The organism is Thermocoleostomius sinensis A174 (genome assembly GCF_026802175.1).
Classification (GTDB): Bacteria; Cyanobacteriota; Cyanobacteriia; order Elainellales; family Elainellaceae; genus Thermocoleostomius; species Thermocoleostomius sinensis.
Genome location: NZ_CP113797.1, coordinates 830683 through 850419 on the forward strand (window position 1 = coordinate 830683; position 19737 = coordinate 850419).

Sequence of the window (19737 nt, forward strand, 5' to 3'; positions counted from 1 at the left end):
GCTTGACCAAACCTTTATCCATCAGTTGATCTGCTTCGGTTTTGCTTGTCTATTTGATCGTCTGTCAGTGCCTAGTTGTTTGTAGTTTCATTTGTCGTTGAGGAACACTGCCTTGTCTAAACAAGATTTGATTGAAATGGAAGGAACTGTAACGGACTCCTTGCCGAATGCGATGTTTCGCGTTGATCTAGATAATGGGTTTAACGTGCTTGCTCATATTTCTGGCAAAATTCGTCGCAATTACATCAAGATTCTGCCTGGCGATCGAGTTAAGGTAGAATTGACTCCCTACGATTTGACTAAGGGGCGTATTACCTACCGACTGCGCAAAAAGTAAGGCGAGATCGATTCCACTCTATCGCTGACACTTCCGGGCAAAGTTGTTCATGCTGCGGAAGTCAGCAATCTGCTGTTAAAACTTGCATTTATAAATTGAAACTGCTATCATATTACTTTTGTAGTCTTTATACTTTTGGACATGAAAGTCCGGGCATCCGTTCGCAAAATTTGTGAAAAGTGTCGCGTCATTCGCCGTCGTGGTCGAGTGATGGTGATCTGTTCAAACCCTAAGCACAAGCAGCGTCAAGGTTAACTCATAGGCTGAGTGCGGCATAGCAATCAATGGCGAGACATCGGTTGGTTGCTCTAATTTAAGTCAGAACTGTCAAGGAAAGCAAAGCTGGAGAGATTGAAAGAGTGGCACGAATCGCCGGAGTAGACCTTCCACGGGATAAGCGTGTTGAGATAGGTCTAACGTATATCTACGGAATTGGATTGACGAGGTCGAAAGAAGTCTTAGCCAAGACTGGCATCAACCCCGACACCCGCGTCAAGGATTTGAGTGATGCAGAGGTTGCCTCCCTGAGAGAGACGATCGAAAGTGACTATCAGGTGGAGGGAGATTTACGCCGATGGGAATCCATGAACATCAAGCGATTGATGGACATTGGGACCTATCGGGGGCGGCGCCATCGCATGGGTCTTCCTGTTCGAGGTCAGCGAACTCGTACTAACGCTCGCACCCGTCGAGGTGGACGGCGAACTGTTGCTGGCAAGAAGAAGGCAACGAAGAAGTAGATATGGCCACTGCGTTGCAGCAGTCAACCCAGAGTTGGCTGCTGTCTCAGACTGTTTAAACAGTTTAGGCAGCAATTTGATTAGAAATTTTAGGATCTTCAATTCCTGCTAAGAGCTAGCTCGATCGCGGATTCTGCCACCAAGAAGCTTCGTTGTGTTGAAATACTTACTCTAACCTTTAGCTGAGATGAACTAAACATGGCACGACAAACAGGCAAAAAAACTGGAGCAAAAAAAACCAAACGTAACGTACCAAATGGGGTCGCGCACATTCAATCCACCTTCAACAACACAATCGTTACCATCACCGATGCTAATGGTGAAGCAATTTCATGGGCTTCGGCTGGTTCAAGTGGGTTCAAGGGGGCGAAAAAAGGAACCCCGTTTGCTGCTCAAACCGCCGCAGAAAATGCAGCCCGCCGCGCAACCGATCAGGGAATGCGCCAAATTGAAGTTATGGTCAGCGGGCCGGGTTCTGGACGGGAAACTGCAATTCGGGCGTTACAAGGTGCTGGCTTAGAGATCACTTTGATTCGAGACGTGACTCCGATTCCTCACAATGGTTGTCGCCCACCAAAGCGGCGACGAGTTTAATCCTTGCCCGCTTCTTTACATAGACTGGGAAGCGGATCGAGCAAAGCAAGGTTATTGTTGACAGTCTAGGTCACCACCATACGGGGCGAAGGAAAAGGGAGGTTGGACTGTGGCACAGTTTCAAGTTGAGTGCATAGAGTCTGATACAAGTGATGATCGGAGTTCGTATAGTAAATTTGTATTAGAGCCGTTAGAGCGGGGACAAGGCATCACGGTTGGCAATGCGCTACGGCGTGTTTTGCTTTCTAATCTGGAAGGCGCTGCCATTACGGCGGTGCGAATTGCTGGTGTCACTCATGAATTCATGACTATTCCAGGTGTCCGGGAGGATGTGCTAGACATTCTTTTGAACATGAAGGAAGTAGTGTTGAAGAGTTATTCGACACAGCCACAGATTGGTCGCTTGCGAGTAGAAGGGCCGGCTACGGTTACGGCAGGCTATTTCGAGTTGCCTTCTGAAGTGGAAGCCATTAACCCAGATCAGTACATCGCGACGTTGTCGGCAGGTTCAACCTTGGAGATGGAATTTCGCATTGAGAAGGGGGTTGGCTATCGGGCGATTGAGCGAGGCCGAGATGAAACGTCGGCGCTAGACTTTCTGCAAATTGACTCGATCTTTATGCCAGTTCGCAAAGTGAACTACAGCGTTGAAAATGCTCGGGTTGGCGGTTCTTTAGAAAAAGATCGCTTAATTATGGAAGTCTGGACGAATGGCAGCCTTACCCCTCAAGAAGCACTAAGTCAAGCGGCGAAGATCTTGGTGGATTTGTTTGATCCTTTGCGAGAAGTTGATTTCACCGATCAAGATTTCCCAGATGAGGGAGCCGAAGACCCCACCAACCAAATTCCGATCGAAGAGTTACAGCTTTCGGTTCGAGCCTACAACTGCTTGAAGCGGGCGCAGATTAATTCGGTAGCAGATCTATTGGATTATACGCAGGAAGATCTGCTAGAGATCAAAAACTTTGGTGCAAAATCAGCGGAAGAAGTCATTCAAGCCCTACAAGACCGCTTGGGGATCACATTACCCCATGACAAGTCTTCTCGTCCTAGTCCCTAAATCGATGCTTCGCTGAGGCGCTCAGCTGTCGATTGCTTCACTGTTGTTTATCACTCATTTTGTACTGCTATGCGTCACCGTTGTCGTGTCCCACAATTAGGTAAGCCTGCTGATCAGCGCAAGGCCCTCCTAAGGGCGCTTACTACCGAATTGATTCGAAATGGCAGCATTACAACGACCCATGCGCGGGCTAAGGCCGTGCGAGTTGAGGCTGAACGAATGATTTCGTTGGCTAAAGATGGGTCGTTAGCGTCTCGCCGTCGTGCTTTAGGCTATCTCTATGACAAAGAACTTGTTCATACGCTGTTTGCGCAAGTGAACGAGCGCTATGGCGATCGCAATGGAGGTTACACGCGGATCTATCGAACCGTGAATCGCCGAGGCGACAATGCTGAGATGGCCATCATTGAGCTAACCTGATTGATACCTAACCTCTGGCATGTCTAATTTGTTTGAGCCACTGCCATCCTCTGACACGCTTTCCGAATCCAACCGCGTTGGCGATCGGAACCTGTCAGTGCAGTCACAGCGGGTAGCCCTAGTGATTCAATACTTGGGCACGCAGTTTCATGGTTGGCAACGACAACTGCATCAGCGGACTGTACAAGAGGAAATTGAGCGGGCTATTGCTTCAATGCTCGATCGCCCTGTAACACTCCATGGAGCTGGACGAACTGATGCCGGAGTGCATGCGGCGGCACAAGTGGCTCACTTTGAAGCCCCCAGTCACATTCCGGCGTATCGCTGGACAGATATTCTCAATAGCCGCTTACCTCCAGATATTGTGATTCGGGCGGCAGCGGCGGTAGATTCAAGTTGGCACGCTCGGTTTTCAGCGTCATGGCGACGCTACCGGTACACTATTTTTACGGAAGCTCGACCAAACTTGTTTGTTCGTCCGTTTGTTTGGCACTACTATCAACCGCTCAATGAGTATTTGATGCAGGAAGCGTTAACTCCCTTGATTGGTCGTCATCATTTGGCGGCGTTTCATCGGGCTGGGTCTAAACGTCCGCATTCTTGGGTTGAAATTCAAGCGGCTGAATGTGTGCGGCGTGGTTCTTTCATACAAATTGAGATCCAGGCAAGTGGCTTCTTATATGGCATGGTGCGGTTGCTGGTGGGGTTGTTAATTGAGGTAGGAACTGGGGATCGATCGCCAGCATCGTTCACAGACATTTGGCAACAACAGCGACGGGACTTAGTGAGGTATGCAGCTCCTCCCCAAGGACTTTGTTTGTTGCGAGTCGGCTATCCAGAGTTTCCCTTCCCCCGAACCATCTGGTATGATAGCCAACCTCAATTTCTGTTACCCCCCTGCATGGAGCCAATTTGTAGCTAATTCTCTCCTTCCTCTAATCATTTCAAGCGTTACTAATAAATTACTGATACTGCGTCATTGAGGACACGACTCATGAATAAGACCTATCTCCCTCCGCAGGAGTCACTAGAGCGGAAATGGTACGTTGTAGATGCTGAAAATCAACGCCTTGGTCGATTGGCCAGCGAAGTGGCAATGATTCTACGCGGCAAGAATAAACCCACCTTTACCCCTCACATGGATACTGGGGATTTTGTCATTATTATCAATGCCGAAAAGGTGGCCGTAACTGGCAAGAAACGTTCTCAAAAGCTCTATCGTCGCCATTCAGGGCGCCCAGGCGGCATGAAAACTGAAACCTTTACTCAGCTACAGGCTCGCTTACCCGAACGCATTGTAGAGCAAGCTGTGAAAGGAATGTTGCCTAAAAACTCGCTGGGACGCCAGTTGTTTACAAAGCTGAAAGTCTATGCAGGGCCTGACCATCCCCATCAAGCCCAACAACCTGAAACTCTGACCATTAACACTATTCCTGGAGGTGAACGCTAATGCAAGCCATTGAAAGAACCGATCGAGTCATGTACCAAGGTACAGGGCGCCGCAAATCGGCTGTTGCCCGCGTCCGGCTGGTACCTGGAAATGGGCAATTGTTGATTAACGGTAAACCTGGCGATCTCTATCTTCAGTTTAACCCTACCTACTTGTCGGCGGCAAAAGCCCCCCTAGAGACCCTAGGACTAGAGACCGAGTACGACATTTTGGTCACGGTTAGCGGTGGGGGATTAACTGGACAAGCCGATTCTATTCGCTTGGGTGTTGCTCGGGCACTGTGCCAACTCGACCCTGACAATCGCAAGCCGTTGAAAGTAGAAGGCTACTTAACGCGAGATCCACGGGCAAAAGAGCGCAAGAAGTATGGCTTGCATAAAGCTCGTAAGGCGCCGCAGTTCTCTAAGCGCTAAAATTGTGATGGATAGGCTGTTAGCATTGTTAGCTTGCGATCGATGTGTGACTTCGATGAGTAAGTGGTAACAATGGATAGCCCTGATCTGCTCACTACAGATCAGCAATACAGTTCAACTCGTTTTGACAATCAATCATCATGGCAAAATCTGGAATTCATCCGGAGTGGTATCCGGAAGCAAAAGTATACTGCAATGGCGAAGTTGTAATGACCGTTGGTTCAACCAAGCCTGAAATTCATGTAGATGTGTGGTCGGGTAATCATCCTTTCTTTACTGGAACCCAGAAAATCATCGACACTGAAGGCCGCGTTGAGCGCTTCCTGCGGAAATATGGCATGATGGATAGCGGTAAATCTGGTAAGTCTGACGCTAAAAAATAGCGGGGTCGGTGTTGGACGGTTTCAGCGGTCAGCGTTCGAACATAGAAAAGGCTGATTGCTGGACTTTTTGCCATCTATACCGACTATTTCTATTGCAAGGCTACTTTTATGGCTGAGACTTATTTACTAGATAAATTAAAGTCTGTTGAGCAAACGTTTCATGAACTGACTCGGCGGCTCGCTGATCCAGATATTGCCACTGATCCAACTGAATTTCAGCGCGTGGCGAAAGCGCGATCAGCATTGGAAGAGACTGTCATGACCTACGAAAACTGGCAAAAAGCTCAGCAGGATTTGGAAGGGGCGCGACAAATTCTTCGGGATGCAGGTGGTGATGCCGAACTGCGAGAAATGGCAACATTGGAAGTTGAAGAGTTGCAAGAGAAATTAGAATCCCTAGAAGATCGTCTCAAGATTTTGCTGTTGCCTCGCGATCCGAACGATGACAAAAACATCATGTTAGAAATTCGGGCTGGTACAGGTGGCGATGAAGCGAGCATTTGGGCTGGGGATCTAGTGCGCATGTATTCTCGCTATGCCGAAAGCCAGGGCTGGCGCGTGAAGCTAGTGAGTGAGTCGTTGGCGGATATGGGTGGCTTCAAAGAAGCGATTCTGGAAATTCAAGGCGACCAAGTTTACAGCAAACTGAAGTTTGAGGCGGGCGTTCACCGAGTCCAACGAGTTCCAGTTACAGAGGCCGGTGGACGAGTTCATACATCCACAGCGACAGTGGCCGTGATGCCAGAAGTGGATGACGTTGAAGTTGAAATCGATCCCAAAGATATTGAACTGACCACTGCTCGATCGGGTGGAGCAGGCGGGCAAAACGTTAACAAGGTGGAGACGGCTGTGGATCTGTTCCACAAGCCCACTGGCATCCGGATTTTCTGTACCGAGGAGCGATCGCAACTGCAAAACCGTGAACGGGCGATGCAAATTTTGCGAGCAAAACTCTATGAGATGAAACTGCGAGAACAACAAGAAGCAGTAACATCTATGCGCCGATCGCAAGTGGGTACAGGTTCGCGTTCGGAGAAAATCCGCACTTACAACTATAAAGACAATCGTGTCACTGACCATCGCTTGGGACAGAACTTCACTTTGAATCCCGTCTTAGAAGGAGATCTCGAGGAGGTCATTCAGTCCTGCATCTCTCAAGATCAACAGGAACGCCTGGCAGAACTCGCTGCTTCTACGTCGGGAGCCGCCTCTGTTTAGCACTGATTGTGTTTGTTTTATCTTTGTGCTGATTGAAAGTATATTTTCAGCCGAGTCAAAATTCTCGACTCGGCTCATTCTCTCGATTTTTCTAACCCCCAATTTCTAATTCCTAGTGATCGAACTATGCCGAATCACTTCTGCTACTGACCAAGCTTGGGCGATGGCTCCACGAGGAGCATGAGGAGGATCGCCATCAAACATTTCGGAGATGGAATGGAAGCACGCTTGTTCGTCAAAATGGGTGAAGAGTGGTTCCCAATCAATCGGAACGGGAGCGTTGGGGTAAAACCGTTGCCACGCCCGAATAAAAGGGCCAATCAGCCAACTCCAGACCGTACCCTGGTGATATGCACGATCGCGCTGCCAAATGCCGCCTTCATATTTGCCAACATATCGCGCATCAGATGGATCGAGAGCGCGCAATCCGTAGGGGGTTAAGAGTCGATCGCGAGCGACGTGCAGCACTCGTTGTCCAATCTGCTCTGGAAACCCACAGTAACTGAGGGAAAGGGCTATGACGGCGTTGGGGCGAATGCTGTCATCAGGATAATCATCGGGGGAAATAGCATCGTAGAAATATCCCAAAGCCGGATTCCAAAACTTTTGCAGCGAGGATTTCACCTGTTCGGTCTGATAGCTAAAGCGACGAGCTTGATTAGTCAGGGCGGCTCCGTCCATGCGGTCATCTTGTTGCAGCCGCGTGGCCCATTGCTCTGCCCAGCACAAAGCTGAATACCAAAGCGCATTAATTTCAACGGCTTTGCCCCGGCGCGGGGTCACGGGTTCTTCTTTAATTACAGCATCCATCCAGGTTAATGCTACATTAGGCGCATCCCAAGTGACTAGCCCATCAAAGGCATCCACGCGAATGTTGTACCAAGTGCCTGCCATCAACCCTTTGTAAATGCGCCAAACGATCGGGTATTGCTCTACTAGAAACTCCCAGTCTTGGGTTGCTTCCAAATATAGCCCCAGGGTTTCAATCCACCAAAGAGCCGCATCAATGCTGTTGTAAAAAGGCTGTGTACCAGCATCCGGAAAGGCATTAGGAATCAAGCCCTGTTGGCAATACATGCCAAATGTTTGCAGCAAGCCCTTCGCTAACCCATAGCGCTGCGTCACTAATGCCAGCCCCGGCAACGCAATCAACGTATCGCGTCCCCAATCATTGAACCAGGGATAGCCTGCAATCACGGTGGGGCTATTGATGGAGGCACGATAGACAATAAATTGGTCGCCCGATCGCAACAAACGCTGTTGCAGGGATGCGGACTCTGGCGCAGATTGTTGAGTGTTGTCGGCTGAAACAACAGCCTCAAATGCTGTATTCAACCGCTGTTGTTCGGTTTGGATGGCTCGTTCAAATATCTCTGCACTTAGCAAATCGGGCGAAGAATCTGAGTGTCCAACCCTGGCTTCCAGAATCACCGTTTCACCAGGCTGTAGCAGTACCGATAAAACACCTGGAGTGAACAAATCTTCGCGATCGGACAAGCCCCGTTTGGTTTCTTCGGTATAGCGATAGCCCCAGTACCACATGCCATCGCTAGAATACTTACCTTGGCTCCAACTTAATTGCCACGGCGTGCCCATCCAAGCAGGGCTTTTGGCTTGCAGCAGGATGCAATGGGGTTCAACCAGTTGCACAAATTGCAACTCCGAATCAGCATGTTGCTGATAGTGAAAAATCCGATCGCCAATCATGGGGCGCAGTTGCAGCAACGCAGCCTCGGAGCCGTCATAGCGATATTCCACCAAAATGGAATGGTAGAACTGCGGCGGTGCACCCTCCACTTCAGGAGCCAGCAACCCGTGGGGCATGATCAGCCGTCGTTGCAGTTGCCAATCATTCCAGCCCCAACTCCAGGTTGGAACCGGGTCAGGATGAAACTGTTGCAGCAGTCTATATCCCATTGGGGCGATCGCACCGCTCGTCCAGAAATTAGTGCTTAATTCAAATGATCGGCCTCGCACTTCTAAACTGGCATCAATCCGCGACAGTAGTAATGTCCGCTGGCTTGGTGGTTCGAGGGCAGCAATTAGCCAACCGTGATACGTGCGCGTATGAGCATCACAGACCGTACCGCTAGCAAAGCTCCCCAATCCATTGGTTAATAACCATTCCCTGGTATCTAGCTCTTCCATTCAGAACACAACTAGCTATACAACACCTGTCCTGACACAGATTACCATCCGAGTTGTTACTAGCGTGGTATTGATCGGTGCTCAGCCGCAATTGTTAGTTTTGCGCATGGCTCCCAGCAACGTCGAGACAAACACACAGCGCTTGGCTGGACCGCCGTCCTTCACCGTCAGCGTCAGATGTCCCAAGAGGGATGAAACGTGTCCTCGAGCGTTAAATTCAACTCGATACATCTGATTAAGCTGCGGCAACGTGGTAGGTTCAGTAATCTGAATCTTGGCATCCAGCGTTTGCCATTGAATGTCGTTCGGAGATGCTGTCACGGGGTGAATTGACCAGCGCACCACTCCATGCACTTGTTGAAAGTTAGCCTGCCAATTTGATTGTGTCCACTGGGCTTGGGCTTGAGCTTGCCGCAGCGTTTGAAACACTTCATCTTGAGCGGCTGCCAACAACCGTTGATGCCAAAACGATCGCCACCCAAGGGCCGCGATTGCCGCCAAAATGCCAACTAATACCACCACCGTCAACAGTTCAATCAGCGTAAAGCCACGGTCAGAGTTTTGCTTATCGACTGGGTTTAGTTGACTTAGCGGTCGCTGGGCTAGAGGCAACAACAAGTAGAAACAAGGGTGGTCGTCGTTGCAGTCCTGCTCACGGTTCATAACAGCACCCTAGAATTGAGTTGGTTGGAGGAGAAGAGAGAAAGGAGAAGACACAAGTTTAGAATTCCCACAAAACTGAGCAGATGCGCTCAGTCGATCAGAGATTTTTGAAATTGCAGTGAAATGAACTAGGCAGAAATTGATTAGATGAGGTATGCTGAATGTTCAAGGCAGTGAACAGGTCTGCTGTTGCATTGCTCAACTAAACCTGCGGATGTGGCGGAATTGGTATACGCGCACGTTTGAGGGGCGTGTGGCTTTGCCTTGCGAGTTCGAGTCTCGCCATCCGCATTACCAGTCATCTAGAACAAGGCAGTGTAAGGAAAGCGGTTCTAGAGAAGCTTGTTTATGATCCCAACGATCCAAGCAAAGACGCTTAGTCTATATGAGTTGGAGCGATGGTTTAATTTAACGTTGGTAACTCTAGAGCAAGCATCTGTACTATTGCTGCTCTGAGTCCTTTTCGATTAATCGCTCTCACGAATGTCAGTACGTTCTCAGCACCCTCAAACATCTGACCGCTTGGCTGCTGCAATAACCCCGCGTTCGAAATCACGTCGCCTAGGTGGTTAGAGCGTGGATGTAACAAACCAGATACCTTTTCCCATGTCTGTCTTGGACAAAAGACTAGAATGAAGACTGAGCGGCGTGAGATCAGATGTGATGAGCGATCCATTTAAAGAATTAGAAGAATTTTTAGATTTTAAGCGGCTAGAAGAACTGGTTGACGAGCGCTTAGAACAACTTCTCGATTTTGTTGAAGAGTTTGAAGAACAACTCGGCGGTGGGTTCGGGTTTGATGTACAGGTAAAATCTCGCCCAAAGCCTCCTGAACCAGAGCGTCCTTACTCGCAGCCGACAGCAACCGATACGAATCAATCAACCGTTGCCACGGCTCCCCCGGCTCCGCCCACCACCCTCAAAGAAGTCGGAGGCTTGTCGGACGTACTGCAAGAATTGCGAGAACTGGTTGAAATTCCGCTGAAGCGGCCGAAGCTGTTGCAAAGTTTAGGATTAGAACCCGCACGCGGGGTGCTGTTGGTGGGGCCACCCGGAACCGGAAAGACCCTCACTGCCCGATCGCTGGCGGAAGACTTGGGTGTGAACTACATCGCCATTGTTGGCCCAGAAATTATTGGCAAGTATTACGGGGAAGCCGAAGCCCGATTACGCAGCTTGTTTGAGAAAGCAAAACGATCGGCTCCTTGCATAATATTTATTGACGAAATTGACAGCCTTGCCCCCGATCGCTCCAATGTAGAAGGGGAGGTAGAAAAACGAGTCGTCGCTCAACTGCTGAGTCTGATGGACGGCTTTGCCGCTTTAAACGGCGTCATTGTGCTAGCGGCAACCAATCGTCCAGAGCATCTTGATCCAGCGTTACGGCGACCCGGACGCTTCGATCGCGAGGTGCAGTTTCGAGTGCCCGATCGCAACGGTCGCTTGGAAATTCTCAGGATCTTGACGCGATCGATGCCGTTAGATGCGTCAGTACAACTGACAAATATTGCCGATTTGGCAGTGGGCATGGTGGGGGCAGATCTGAAGGCGCTGTGCCAAAAGGCAGCGTATCTAGCGCTGCGACGACAAGTACCGAATCTGCAAACCTCAGTTTCTAGCAATCTGACTATCAACCAAACCGATTTTCAGCAAGCCCTCAAAGAGATTAAGCCCTCGGTGCTGCGATCGGTGGAGGTGGAATCACCCAACGTGGCATGGGAGGCGATCGGCGGTCTGGAATTGGTGAAGCAAACGCTTCAGGAGTCGGTAGAAGGCGCGCTGCTGTATCCCGAACTATATCAGCGGGCCGGAGCCAAAGCCCCCAGAGGAATTTTACTGTGGGGACCACCAGGAACGGGTAAAACCTTGCTGGCTAAAGCGGTGGCGTCACAAGCACGAGCTAATTTCATAGCAGTGAACGGACCGGAGTTGCTCAGCAAATGGGTGGGGGCATCGGAACAAGCGGTGCGAGACCTGTTCACCAAAGCGCGGCAAGCGGCCCCCTGTGTGGTGTTCATGGACGAGATTGATAGTCTGGCTCCGGCCCGAGGTAGTTTTCAAAGCGATTCTGGAGTCAGCGATCGCGTGGTGGGGCAACTGCTGACCGAGCTCGATGGGCTACAAGGCTGTGCCAATGTCCTGTTGATTGGGGCAACCAATCGACCAGAGGCGCTTGATCCAGCCTTGTTGCGGGCAGGTCGGTTGGATCTACAACTGAAGGTGGATTTACCCGATCTGCCCAGTCGGTTGGCCATTTTGCAGGTTCATAATCACGATCGCCCCTTAACGGAGGCAGTATATTTGGCAGAATGGGCCGATCGAACCGAGGGGTGGAATGGGGCCGAACTAGCTTTATTAAGTAATCAGGCGGCCCTGCAAGCGATTCGACGTTACCGATCGCAACAACATACTGATCCAACTCTGCTGCAAATTACCCCAGAGGATTTTGAAACAGCCTATCAAACCTTGTTAACTCAGCGAGGATAAGTTGAAAATTGGGGGATGCCCCTCCAACCCCTAGCAGGGGACGGCGGCGTCTCCTGCACCCCCTCTAGAAGGGTTGTCAAGTTTTGACCACTGGCACACCAATCGCGGCTTGTTGCCACAGCGCATCGACTGTGACGAACTGATAGCCTTGATCTAACAAGCGAGGAATCAAACGATCGGCAGTTTTTGCCACATCTTCGCCGCCACAGTAACCATCGTGCAACACAATCAGCGAGCCGTTGCAGGTTTGGCTCAGCACTCGCTGAGTGACGATATCAATGCCCGGACGTACCCAATCTTCGGGAACTACGCTCCACATGACAGGGCGATAGTTCCATTGCTGGAGATAGCGCAAGGTTTGTGGCGTGAATAAGCCATTGGGGGGACGCACATCGCGAATGTTTTGCTGCACATATGCTAGATCCACCTGGCAGGCGTGCGCGATCGCCTCTTGCGTTTTTGCCAAGCTTTGCTTCAATTCATCAGCGCTGAGCCGGGGAAACGAGTGATGCTGATAGCCGTGTAGCCCAATCCAGTGCCCGCGCTGCCAAATTTCTTGGGCCATGTGAGGCGATCGGTGTACACAGGCCCCTAGCCAGAAAAAGCTGGCGGGGATTTCGTAGCGATCTAAAACTTCCAGGAGTTGTGGGGTGTGAGTGGGATGTGGGCCATCATCAAATGTGAGGGCGATCGTGGCAGAATTGGCATCTCCTGTCCACAAGCAAGTAGGGAAGGTGGGTCGCAGGACTTTGTGAATCAGCGGGAAGAACGGAGCAAGTTGCATGAACGGAGAGAAAAATGGGGAGAAATCGTTCCATAAACCATATGTTTGACCATAGCAAATCAAAGCAATGATCGGTAAGGGCGGGTGTTTGCCCAAAGTGACACTGGCCGAAGCAACACCTATGCTGTAGGGCTGCATCCTCCCCAAGTCAATCGCTTGTGACACCGATTTGGTACTATTCGATCGCTCCACCACAGGAACTTCCAGCCCCCGCCGTACAGCCAAAACAGTGCCGCCCAGTAACAATGTGCCGCTGCGCCAACCAGTCTGGGTGGAAATTACGAATATGCGGACGCTGATCCGTCGGAGATTGCACTTCTAAATTCAACATCTGGTTAAAGTCGCAGTCAAACAAGCGCCCGTCCCAGGAGATGGACAGCGTGTTGCGACACATGAGACCGGAAACGGTAGCTGGATTAAAGGAATTGACCAACAGTTCCAAATACCCCTCTAAGTTGCCTGATGCTTCCAGCCACTCTAAAAAGCGAGAAATCGGCATATTATTCAGGGCAATTAAGCGATCGAACGTTACCCCATGATTTTTGAGCAGTCCTGCTTTCCATTCCTGCTCCATCTTGGTCTGGTTGCTCGCTAGAAATGCCCCCACTGGATTTGACATCAACGTGAGTCGGCGTTGGGGATTACCCGTACCATACCCTACCGCATTCAGTCGATGCAGCGCTTCGATCGATTGTTCAAAGGTGCCCTGTCCGCGCTGGTTATCGGTGTTGAATTTACGATAGTGTGGCAAGGAACACACCACTTCGACGCCGCGTTCTGCTAGCCATTGAGGTAAGTCTTGCAAAGTAGGCAATAGCAGCACCGTCAGGTTACAGCGATCGATTACATGCTTGCCCCGCGCCACACATTCATTGACTAAATAGCGAAAGTGCAGATTCAGTTCTGGTGCGCCGCCAGTGATATCGACAGTATGTGCAGTCGTTTGATCCAGTGCTTGCAAGCAGGCTTCGATCGTTTCTCGATCCATGATTTCCCGTCGATCGGGCCCCGCATCGACATGACAATGGCGACAGGTCATGTTACACAATTTACCAACATTAATTTGGAAGATTTCCAGTGTCGCTGGTCGAAGTTCTGCCCATCCCGCTTCTGCAATCCGTGCCGAAAACTCTCCCGCATGGGGCAGTTGCGATAAGTCAATGGCTTCTAAACTGGCAAGCTGACGACTTGGCTCAGCTAGAGGCGATCGACGGCGTTGCAAAGACGTAGTGGGCTTGGGTCCGGCTGCTATCTCATTTAAATCAACGCCATAGGGTAGGGTCATTTCAGGCGTCTGTGTATCTTCAAACATGGAATCCATTTCTCCCCATCACATTGCCAACTGCTTCACGTGATCCAGCATTTGTAATCCATGTACGAGCGACGCCCCGCCTCGGATCGCCGTAGCCACATGAATGGCCTCGGTCATTTGCTCCAAGTCAGACCCTTGCTGTAAACACTCTTTGCTATAGGCATCAATGCAATAGGGACACTGCACCGTGTGCGCCACCGCCAGCGCAATCAGCGCTTTCTCACGCACCGAAAGGGCGCCTTCTTGAAACACGGCTCCATAGTAGGCAAAAAATTTCTCGGCTAGCTCGGAATTGCCTTCACTAATTTGACCAAAATGAGCCAGGTGCTCCGGTTTATAGTATTGATCCATGCCGCTCCTGATGAGTATAACGACTAAGTTCAAGCAAGCTTCCAGGCAATTAGCTTCTCGCCCAAACTCTCGATCGAGATGATCCGCTTCTTCTCAATCTACCGCGTTGTTTCGTGAAGTGCCGGGAATTGAGTAGATGAGTGCATGGATGAATCGATAGAAAGACGTGGAAAGTAGATCGGTGCAGATTCTCTATGAGGTTGCACCGTATACTTGACCCCTGCCAACCTCGCTTTATTAGAGCGAGGAGCTACAGGCGATGGGGGAATTCGATGCAACATGACAAAGACTGGGGATGAGACTGTAGCGATCGCCCTGAATCAACAATCCCTCTTCCAGACGTAGCAACGCAGTCAGAAAGCAGACATCCTAGAATGGAGACAGTGAGATTGTTAAGAACTGTATAGGGTAACGATAGGGTTCATGGTAGATCAATTAGTTCGAGCAACGGCGGCGGACGGTGGAATTCGCGCCGTCGGGGTGATTACAACTCGCCTGGCCGAAGAAGCAAGACAACGCCACCAGCTTTCGTATGTCGCGACGGCTGCATTGGGACGCACGATGTCCGCAGGTTTGCTATTGGCTTCCAGTATGAAGCGATCGGATGCTAGGGTAAATATCCGTGTACGTGGCAATGGCCCCTTGGGCGGTATTTTGGTAGATGCTGGATTAGATGGCACGGTGCGCGGCTATGTGGACAATCCAGATATTGAACTTCCCCCCAACAGCATTGGCAAATTAGACGTGGGCAGGGCTGTAGGGCATGAGGGCTTTCTTTACGTTGTGCGGGATATGGGCTATGGCTATCCCTACTCCAGTACAGTGGAGTTGGTTTCCGGTGAAATTGGTGATGATATTACCCACTACTTAGTTAGCTCTGAACAAACTCCGTCAGCGCTGATGCTGGGGGTGTTTGTCAGTGCGGAAGGCGTCACCGCATCGGGGGGATTACTGCTTCAAGTGTTGCCCAAAGCTGCCAGAGACGAAGCCCTGATTGAAACGCTGGAATCTCGTGTGGCCGCTCTCAAGGGGTTTACTCCGTTGCTGCGGGCTGGCAAAACCCTCCCTCAAATCCTGGACGATTTGTTAGGAGACATGGAGCTAGACATTTTACCTGAAACTCAGTTGGTCCGCTTTTACTGTGGTTGCTCGTTCAACCGTGTGTTGGGTGCCTTGAAGATTCTGGGACAAGCAGAACTGCAAGATATGTTGAATGAGGGCGAAGACGCTGAGGTAACGTGCCACTTTTGCGGCGAGGTGTATAAAGCTAATAGCGACCAACTTGAGCAACTCTTGCAGGAACTTCGGGCAGAGTCATCGTCTTAGATTCTGGTGGGATTTGTATTGCCCATCCTAAAGATTCTGTAGCGATCGATGGGAAATGTCACGATTTTTAACCAATGTGTGCTTGAATTTTTCAGGGTCGTATAACTAGAGAGGGTTGGAAGTGTTCTATTCCAGCCAATTCAGGAGGAAGTTCATGCAGGTATTGAGGCAGCACATTCGTCAAAGGTCAGGTTGCGCTGTGGTTGCTGTTTTAAGCTTGCTCGTCACAAGCTGCACTGAAAGTCGGGTGGCACAATGCCAAAAGCTGATTGATGTGGCCAACCAGGTGGTGACTGATGTTCAAACGGTAGCTCAAAACGCCAGCGCCACCAGTACGAATGGCGATACAGCCAATCGCAATAACAATAACAGCACTGACAGCGTTGCCGTCATCACCAAAGTCGCAGAAGCCGCAGAAAAGGCCCGCGTCAACATGCAAGCCCTATCACTGGATGACGAAACCTTGGTTGGGTTTCAGACTCGTTATGCTGATATGTATACCGAGATTCGCCAAACCACGCGTGATATGTTAGCAGCGGCTGAAGCTAGAGATCAAGAAGCAGGCAGAGAAGCCTACGATAACTTCAAAACAGCTACCAGTCGCGAGGCTGGACTGGTGGAGGAAATTAATGCCTATTGTGCCACTCGCTAGGGATAGCGCGATCGATTGCCCTAGATCGCTCCATACCGGGCAATGGGTGTCAGATGAGACAACGGCTCGTGTGAGTTGATTGGCTCTTGATTAGACAACCAAGCCCACAGTTGATCACCCCAAGAGAAATGCCACCACTCACGAGGATGCTGGCGAAAACCAGCGAACTCCATGCTGTGCCGTAATAGCTGGCGATGCTGATGGAATCTGCTACCCCCCACCTGATCAGCAAAATAATTTGGATAGGAGCGAGGCGTCATCTCGTCGATCGGTGATCCCATATCTACCACTGCGCCGATTGCATCCACTAACGTCACATCGATCGCAGCCCCGGTACTATGGGGTGGGGGAGTTGTCGGATCAGAACTGGGAACGGCCCAGAATTGATAGACCTGTTGCCAACAGCGTTCTCGTTGCGCCTCAGTCAATTCATCAAGCCGCAGCCCCTGATCTGCCACGACTTGGGCAAAGCTATAGTTCACCATATACTGCTGCACCGCCAGCGGCCGGTAGGCATCAAAAATCTGAATTCGCCAGCGAGGACACCGATCTTGCAGCGCAGCTTGAGCCTGTAGCAACCGTTCCACCACCGTTTGGCGTAGGTAATAGGGTGATTTATCGCCGTAGGGGGCCCCAGCTTTGACATAGGGATGGGGATGCTCAACAGCAAAGTGATTGCAAGGAATGGCAACGAGTGGTTCTCCACACTCCACGATCGGAATTTTTTGATAGGGCTTCATAGGAGTGATGGAATCATCGACAATTGGTTCGCTGTTTAAGTAAGGGTAGACACGTCAGTACTGCCCTTGCTTTCATTTTTACCCAATCGTTTCTTCCGATTCCCCCATCATCTTGCCCCGAATTGACAGAAAAAACTCAACTTGCACCGCTCCAAATTGAATTAAATCGCCATCCTTCAGGGCTGTGCGATCGGCGGGGTTTAGTCGTTGTTCATTCACCCAAGTACCATTTAGGCTACCCAAATCGGTGATGTAGAATCCAGACGGATAATGCCCAATGACAGCATGACAACGCGAAACAGACTTATGAGGAACTTGAATGGCACAAACGCGGCTGCGACCAATGAGCCAACTTGACGAAACAGGTGTCACCTCAGTAACGTGTGGCTCGATCGCGTTGGTGGCCAAGAACGCGACGCAACCTGCCGTCACCGCTTGAATATAGCGCTTCGATCGCTGACAGCGTTGAGGAGCTTTGAGGACAGGAGCCATAAGGGCAGATACGTCCTCTAACTCATACTCATCAAGCAGCGACTCGGATAATGCTGGCTGGTGTGCCAGTAACTGAAAAGACGGATTAGAGCAATTGGATGAAGAATCAGAAGGATTCAATAGCATTTTGTAATAGGGAGGCTGAAAACGTGAATCAATCCAGTGATCGCCTAGCGATCGATCGAGCACACTCCACTGCATCGAAAAAACCTGGCAATGATTCTTGCGTTTCTTGGCACCTGTCCTTGAAAGGGTTCTTACCTTTGCCAACGGGTAAATGACCAGATGGATTTGCCCTACCATCGGTTAACTATCTTGGGACTGCGGCACAAGACCGAAATGCGGAAATCACTCTGTTACCTAAGCCCAATAGAGGCAAATCGCACGAGGGATTGCCCGATTCGGCAAAATTATCTGAATGCAAAAATTGAACCATCACCCTTGGCAGTGCTACCCTGTTTCATCAACGCTACTTAGACAGCCAGTCAGCAATCCCTTCTATGAAGAATTGCCACAGAAGAATTGCCACAACCTGTCAAGCAACTTGCCAAGTAGAGTGGAGATACTGCAAGGGTAATCCTACTTCCGCTAGTTTTGCAACTCTACATTTGGTGGATTTTATCAACACTTTACTAAATGTAAGAAAAGCCAAGTATTGCGTAAACCAGTGAGTCTAATTGCTTAGTTTGGTGGCAGATCAATCGAGGCAACATCCATGACGTTGACACAACGAACAGTCCTTATCGGCAGAAATTGACGTATGACCTTGATTTGATTCAGCCATCCCAAACCAGTTTGCCGCCAACTAAAAATTACTAGTTAATCGCTTCGCCAAGGCAGACAAGAAGTTTTACAATAAAAATCGACCTTATTGACGACTCTGACAGACACTTAGCCAATTCATCTCCAAAAGCATCGGTCAAGTTTTGAATCCTTGAATCGCATCAACACTCAACCGATGATCATCCATTTTTGCAACCTACTAGGTAGAATTTGACATTGTAAATATGTCAAGACTGATACTGGTTAAGGCTGAAATTGATATGCAATTACTTTGCCTTGTTCGATTGTATTGCTCAATTGTCATAAAACAAGTCCCTTAGTTTTTGTTGAGTTGTTGCTTGTCAGAAAGTAATAGAAAAACAATAAACGTTTTGAAACGTGAGCGCCTATCAACCTCGTTTGTTTAAAAGCAGAATCTACTGTATTGCTAGGGCTATTCAAACCATCCCCTAGTAACTGCATAATTATCTTAGTTGATTCTTAGTTAACTGATTATTTTGAAGTATTTAGCCACCTAGCTACGTTTGGGTTTATCTATGAAGTCTTACCTTGCTGCTGCTGTGCAAATGACCAGCCTACCGGATCTGTCCAAAAATCTTGCTCAAGCAGAAGATTGGATTGAGTTGGCGGTGAGGCAAGGAGCCGAGTTGGTCTGTTTACCAGAAAACTTTTCGTTTTTGGGAAGCGAAGACGCGAAAATGCTGCAAGCCGAGACGATCGCCCAAAGGAGTGAAAAATTTCTCAAAACGATGGCACAACGCCATCAAATTACCCTGCTAGGTGGTGGTTTTCCAGTACCAACAGGGCATGGACAGGTCTATAATACGGCGCTACTGGTGGGGCCATCAGGCGAAGAATTAGCCCGCTATGAAAAGGTGCATCTGTTTGACGTGAACCTTCCCGATGGCAATACCTATCAAGAGTCCAAGACGGTACTTGCTGGAACCCAATTGCCGCCTGTCTACCCCTCTGACGAGTTTGGTAATTTAGGACTATCGGTTTGCTATGATGTGCGTTTTCCAGAGCTATATCGCCATCTAGCGCATAAGGGGGCCGAGGTCTTAATTGTTCCAGCCGCCTTTACGGCTTACACGGGCAAAGACCACTGGCAGGTGTTGTTGCAAGCGCGGGCGATCGAAAATACTTGCTATGTCATCGCCCCTGCCCAAACTGGGAAACACTTCGGGATTCGCCAGTCGCATGGCCACGCCATGATCATTGACCCTTGGGGCATTGTTTTAGCCAACGCAGGCGACAAACCCGGTGTGGCGATCGCTGCCATTGCTCCCACTCGAATTGAACAAGTGCGTCGCCAAATGCCCTCTCTACAGCATCGAGTGTTTGTCTCGTAAAACTCGTCTAAGGAAATTCACACAGTCTGCCC

General features: G+C 49.9%; 22 protein-coding genes and 1 tRNA gene. 16 read left to right on the plus strand and 7 right to left on the minus strand.

Annotation, left to right across the window (positions count from 1 at the left end; translation table 11 throughout):
- Positions 1–112 precede the first annotated feature (112 nt).
- From infA to prfA, 11 genes are all read left to right on the plus strand, one after another.
- Complete coding sequence (gene infA / locus OXH18_RS03585; RefSeq protein WP_036002386.1) at positions 113–337, plus strand: translation initiation factor IF-1; 225 nt, start codon at positions 113–115, stop codon at positions 335–337.
- Positions 338–478: 141 nt separating this feature from the next.
- Positions 479–592 carry a 50S ribosomal protein L36 gene (gene rpmJ / locus OXH18_RS03590; RefSeq protein ID WP_071782548.1) on the plus strand — a complete coding sequence of 38 codons (114 nt, stop codon included), beginning with the start codon at positions 479–481 and terminating at the stop codon, positions 590–592.
- Between the two features lie 104 nt (positions 593–696).
- Positions 697–1077 (plus strand): 30S ribosomal protein S13, encoded by a 381-nt coding sequence (gene rpsM, locus OXH18_RS03595; protein ID WP_268611050.1) that lies wholly within the window; start codon positions 697–699, stop codon positions 1075–1077.
- A 198-nt stretch (positions 1078–1275) separates the two neighbouring features.
- Positions 1276–1671 carry a 30S ribosomal protein S11 gene (gene rpsK / locus OXH18_RS03600; protein ID WP_268611051.1) on the plus strand — a complete coding sequence of 132 codons (396 nt, stop codon included), beginning with the start codon at positions 1276–1278 and terminating at the stop codon, positions 1669–1671.
- Positions 1672–1780: 109 nt separating this feature from the next.
- Positions 1781–2731 (plus strand): DNA-directed RNA polymerase subunit alpha, encoded by a 951-nt coding sequence (locus OXH18_RS03605; RefSeq protein WP_268611052.1) that lies wholly within the window; start codon positions 1781–1783, stop codon positions 2729–2731.
- 69 nt (positions 2732–2800) lie between these two features.
- A complete protein-coding gene (rplQ, locus tag OXH18_RS03610) occupies positions 2801–3151 on the plus strand; it encodes a 50S ribosomal protein L17 (protein ID WP_268611053.1) in 351 nt (116 codons plus the stop codon).
- 19 nt (positions 3152–3170) lie between these two features.
- Positions 3171–4073: a tRNA pseudouridine(38-40) synthase TruA gene (gene truA / locus OXH18_RS03615; RefSeq protein ID WP_268611054.1), complete on the plus strand. Its 903-nt coding sequence runs from the start codon at positions 3171–3173 to the stop codon at positions 4071–4073.
- A 72-nt stretch (positions 4074–4145) separates the two neighbouring features.
- Positions 4146–4601, plus strand: a complete 456-nt coding sequence (gene rplM / locus OXH18_RS03620; RefSeq protein WP_268611055.1) for a 50S ribosomal protein L13 — start codon at positions 4146–4148, stop codon at positions 4599–4601.
- Positions 4601–5014, plus strand: a complete 414-nt coding sequence (gene rpsI, locus OXH18_RS03625; protein ID WP_268611056.1) for a 30S ribosomal protein S9 — start codon at positions 4601–4603, stop codon at positions 5012–5014. Before rplM ends, rpsI begins: the two co-directional genes overlap by 1 nt.
- Positions 5015–5154: 140 nt before the next feature.
- Positions 5155–5397 (plus strand): 50S ribosomal protein L31, encoded by a 243-nt coding sequence (gene rpmE / locus OXH18_RS03630; protein WP_268611057.1) that lies wholly within the window; start codon positions 5155–5157, stop codon positions 5395–5397.
- Positions 5398–5505: 108 nt separating this feature from the next.
- The gene (gene prfA / locus OXH18_RS03635; protein WP_268611058.1) at positions 5506–6615 is read left to right on the plus strand and encodes a peptide chain release factor 1; all 1110 of its coding nucleotides are present in this window, start codon (positions 5506–5508) and stop codon (positions 6613–6615) included.
- 105 nt (positions 6616–6720) lie between these two features.
- On the opposite strand, the gene OXH18_RS03640 is transcribed toward prfA, so the two are convergent.
- Both OXH18_RS03640 and OXH18_RS03645 read right to left on the minus strand, forming a co-directional pair.
- A complete protein-coding gene (locus tag OXH18_RS03640; RefSeq protein ID WP_268611059.1) occupies positions 6721–8763 on the minus strand; it encodes an amylo-alpha-1,6-glucosidase in 2043 nt (680 codons plus the stop codon).
- Positions 8764–8844: 81 nt separating this feature from the next.
- Positions 8845–9426, minus strand: coding sequence for a pilus assembly FimT family protein (locus OXH18_RS03645; protein WP_268611060.1), 582 nt, complete (start codon positions 9424–9426; stop codon positions 8845–8847).
- A gap of 210 nt (positions 9427–9636) precedes the next feature.
- Here OXH18_RS03645 and OXH18_RS03650 point away from each other — a divergent pair.
- Positions 9637–9717: transfer RNA gene (locus tag OXH18_RS03650), tRNA-Leu, on the plus strand.
- A gap of 372 nt (positions 9718–10089) precedes the next feature.
- Positions 10090–11913 (plus strand): AAA family ATPase, encoded by a 1824-nt coding sequence (locus tag OXH18_RS03655; protein ID WP_268611061.1) that lies wholly within the window; start codon positions 10090–10092, stop codon positions 11911–11913.
- A gap of 76 nt (positions 11914–11989) precedes the next feature.
- On the opposite strand, the gene OXH18_RS03660 is transcribed toward OXH18_RS03655, so the two are convergent.
- The 3 genes from OXH18_RS03660 to OXH18_RS03670 form a co-directional block, all read right to left on the minus strand.
- Positions 11990–12697 (minus strand): polysaccharide deacetylase family protein, encoded by a 708-nt coding sequence (locus OXH18_RS03660; RefSeq protein ID WP_315874663.1) that lies wholly within the window; start codon positions 12695–12697, stop codon positions 11990–11992.
- A 175-nt stretch (positions 12698–12872) separates the two neighbouring features.
- The gene (gene arsS / locus OXH18_RS03665) at positions 12873–13982 is read right to left on the minus strand and encodes an arsenosugar biosynthesis radical SAM (seleno)protein ArsS (protein WP_315874664.1); all 1110 of its coding nucleotides are present in this window, start codon (positions 13980–13982) and stop codon (positions 12873–12875) included.
- 45 nt (positions 13983–14027) lie between these two features.
- The gene (locus OXH18_RS03670; protein WP_268611064.1) at positions 14028–14360 is read right to left on the minus strand and encodes an arsenosugar biosynthesis-associated peroxidase-like protein; all 333 of its coding nucleotides are present in this window, start codon (positions 14358–14360) and stop codon (positions 14028–14030) included.
- A gap of 423 nt (positions 14361–14783) precedes the next feature.
- Here OXH18_RS03670 and hslO point away from each other — a divergent pair, with 423 nt between their 5' ends.
- Both hslO and OXH18_RS03680 read left to right on the plus strand, forming a co-directional pair.
- Complete coding sequence (gene hslO / locus OXH18_RS03675; protein WP_268611065.1) at positions 14784–15686, plus strand: Hsp33 family molecular chaperone HslO; 903 nt, start codon at positions 14784–14786, stop codon at positions 15684–15686.
- Between the two features lie 154 nt (positions 15687–15840).
- Positions 15841–16338, plus strand: coding sequence for a hypothetical protein (locus tag OXH18_RS03680; protein WP_268611066.1), 498 nt, complete (start codon positions 15841–15843; stop codon positions 16336–16338).
- A 20-nt stretch (positions 16339–16358) separates the two neighbouring features.
- Here OXH18_RS03680 and OXH18_RS03685 read toward each other — a convergent pair whose 3' ends face one another.
- Complete coding sequence (locus tag OXH18_RS03685; protein ID WP_268611067.1) at positions 16359–17078, minus strand: M15 family metallopeptidase; 720 nt, start codon at positions 17076–17078, stop codon at positions 16359–16361.
- Positions 17079–17156: 78 nt separating this feature from the next.
- On the minus strand, positions 17157–17771 hold the full coding sequence (locus OXH18_RS03690; protein ID WP_268611068.1) for an FHA domain-containing protein: 615 nt from the start codon (positions 17769–17771) through the stop codon (positions 17157–17159).
- Positions 17772–18889: 1118 nt separating this feature from the next.
- Between OXH18_RS03690 and OXH18_RS03695 the strand changes: the two genes are divergently transcribed.
- Positions 18890–19705 (plus strand): carbon-nitrogen hydrolase family protein, encoded by an 816-nt coding sequence (locus tag OXH18_RS03695; RefSeq protein ID WP_268611069.1) that lies wholly within the window; start codon positions 18890–18892, stop codon positions 19703–19705.
- Positions 19706–19737: the final 32 nt, after the last annotated feature.

Excerpts from the sequence above, each read along its gene's own strand:
- rpmJ (WP_071782548.1), top strand. The coding sequence starts at position 479 with ATGAAAGTCCGGGCATCCGTTCGCAAAATTTGTGAAAAGTGTCGCGTC.
- rpsK (WP_268611051.1), top strand. The coding sequence starts at position 1,276 with ATGGCACGACAAACAGGCAAAAAAACTGGAGCAAAAAAAACCAAACGT.
- rplQ (WP_268611053.1), top strand. The coding sequence starts at position 2,801 with ATGCGTCACCGTTGTCGTGTCCCACAATTAGGTAAGCCTGCTGATCAG.
- truA (WP_268611054.1), top strand. The coding sequence starts at position 3,171 with ATGTCTAATTTGTTTGAGCCACTGCCATCCTCTGACACGCTTTCCGAA.
- rplM (WP_268611055.1), top strand. The coding sequence starts at position 4,146 with ATGAATAAGACCTATCTCCCTCCGCAGGAGTCACTAGAGCGGAAATGG.
- rpsI (WP_268611056.1), top strand. The coding sequence starts at position 4,601 with ATGCAAGCCATTGAAAGAACCGATCGAGTCATGTACCAAGGTACAGGG.
- rpmE (WP_268611057.1), top strand. The coding sequence starts at position 5,155 with ATGGCAAAATCTGGAATTCATCCGGAGTGGTATCCGGAAGCAAAAGTA.
- prfA (WP_268611058.1), top strand. The coding sequence starts at position 5,506 with ATGGCTGAGACTTATTTACTAGATAAATTAAAGTCTGTTGAGCAAACG.
- OXH18_RS03640 (WP_268611059.1), bottom strand. The coding sequence starts at position 8,763 with ATGGAAGAGCTAGATACCAGGGAATGGTTATTAACCAATGGATTGGGG.
- OXH18_RS03645 (WP_268611060.1), bottom strand. The coding sequence starts at position 9,426 with ATGAACCGTGAGCAGGACTGCAACGACGACCACCCTTGTTTCTACTTG.
- OXH18_RS03655 (WP_268611061.1), top strand. The coding sequence starts at position 10,090 with ATGAGCGATCCATTTAAAGAATTAGAAGAATTTTTAGATTTTAAGCGG.
- OXH18_RS03660 (WP_315874663.1), bottom strand. The coding sequence starts at position 12,697 with ATGCAACTTGCTCCGTTCTTCCCGCTGATTCACAAAGTCCTGCGACCC.
- arsS (WP_315874664.1), bottom strand. The coding sequence starts at position 13,982 with ATGACCCTACCCTATGGCGTTGATTTAAATGAGATAGCAGCCGGACCC.
- OXH18_RS03670 (WP_268611064.1), bottom strand. The coding sequence starts at position 14,360 with ATGGATCAATACTATAAACCGGAGCACCTGGCTCATTTTGGTCAAATT.
- hslO (WP_268611065.1), top strand. The coding sequence starts at position 14,784 with ATGGTAGATCAATTAGTTCGAGCAACGGCGGCGGACGGTGGAATTCGC.
- OXH18_RS03680 (WP_268611066.1), top strand. The coding sequence starts at position 15,841 with ATGCAGGTATTGAGGCAGCACATTCGTCAAAGGTCAGGTTGCGCTGTG.
- OXH18_RS03685 (WP_268611067.1), bottom strand. The coding sequence starts at position 17,078 with ATGAAGCCCTATCAAAAAATTCCGATCGTGGAGTGTGGAGAACCACTC.
- OXH18_RS03690 (WP_268611068.1), bottom strand. The coding sequence starts at position 17,771 with ATGCAGTGGAGTGTGCTCGATCGATCGCTAGGCGATCACTGGATTGAT.
- OXH18_RS03695 (WP_268611069.1), top strand. The coding sequence starts at position 18,890 with ATGAAGTCTTACCTTGCTGCTGCTGTGCAAATGACCAGCCTACCGGAT.